Below are 466 nucleotides of genomic sequence, written 5' to 3'. Positions count from 1 at the left end.
GCCGCGAAGGAACTCGCCTTCACCGGGAAACTCGTCTCGGCCGAGCGCGCCGCCGAACTCGACCTCGTGAACGAGGCGGTCGCCGCCGCCGAACTCGACGCCACCGTAGACGAGACGGTAGAGACGCTCGCCGCACAGCCGACGGAGACGCTCGCGCTGGCGAAGGAAGCGATACACGCGAACCTCGGCCGGTCGTGGGCCGACGGCCTCGAACGCGAGGCGCACGCACAGACACTCGCCTACGACACCGACGCCCACGAGGAAGGGGTCGCCGCGTTCTTGGAGAAGCGGCGGCCGGAGTTTGAGTAGCTTAGAGGCGCTTCACGACGTAGTACAGTGATGCGACAACGGGTATGAAAAATGACGCTATTGGCCACACGACTCTGTTTGGCCGGTTGGACACCTGTTCAGCATGTTGTAACTGGGCATCAGCGAAGATTACGACCGGCGTGACTATCCACGCGAA

General features: G+C 63.5%; 1 protein-coding gene. It reads left to right on the top strand.

The annotated features are described in order from the left end of the window. The coding region (locus D3D02_RS19515) for an enoyl-CoA hydratase/isomerase family protein (RefSeq protein ID WP_233560729.1) at positions 1-309 on the top strand (309 nt) is incomplete at its 5' end. Between the last annotated feature and the right edge of the window lie 157 nt (positions 310-466).

Origin of the sequence: Halobellus sp. Atlit-38R, from assembly GCF_003665925.1 — an archaeon.
Taxonomy (GTDB): domain Archaea; phylum Halobacteriota; class Halobacteria; order Halobacteriales; family Haloferacaceae; genus Haloquadratum; species Haloquadratum inordinatus.
This window is presented reverse-complemented; position numbering and strand designations above follow the sequence as displayed.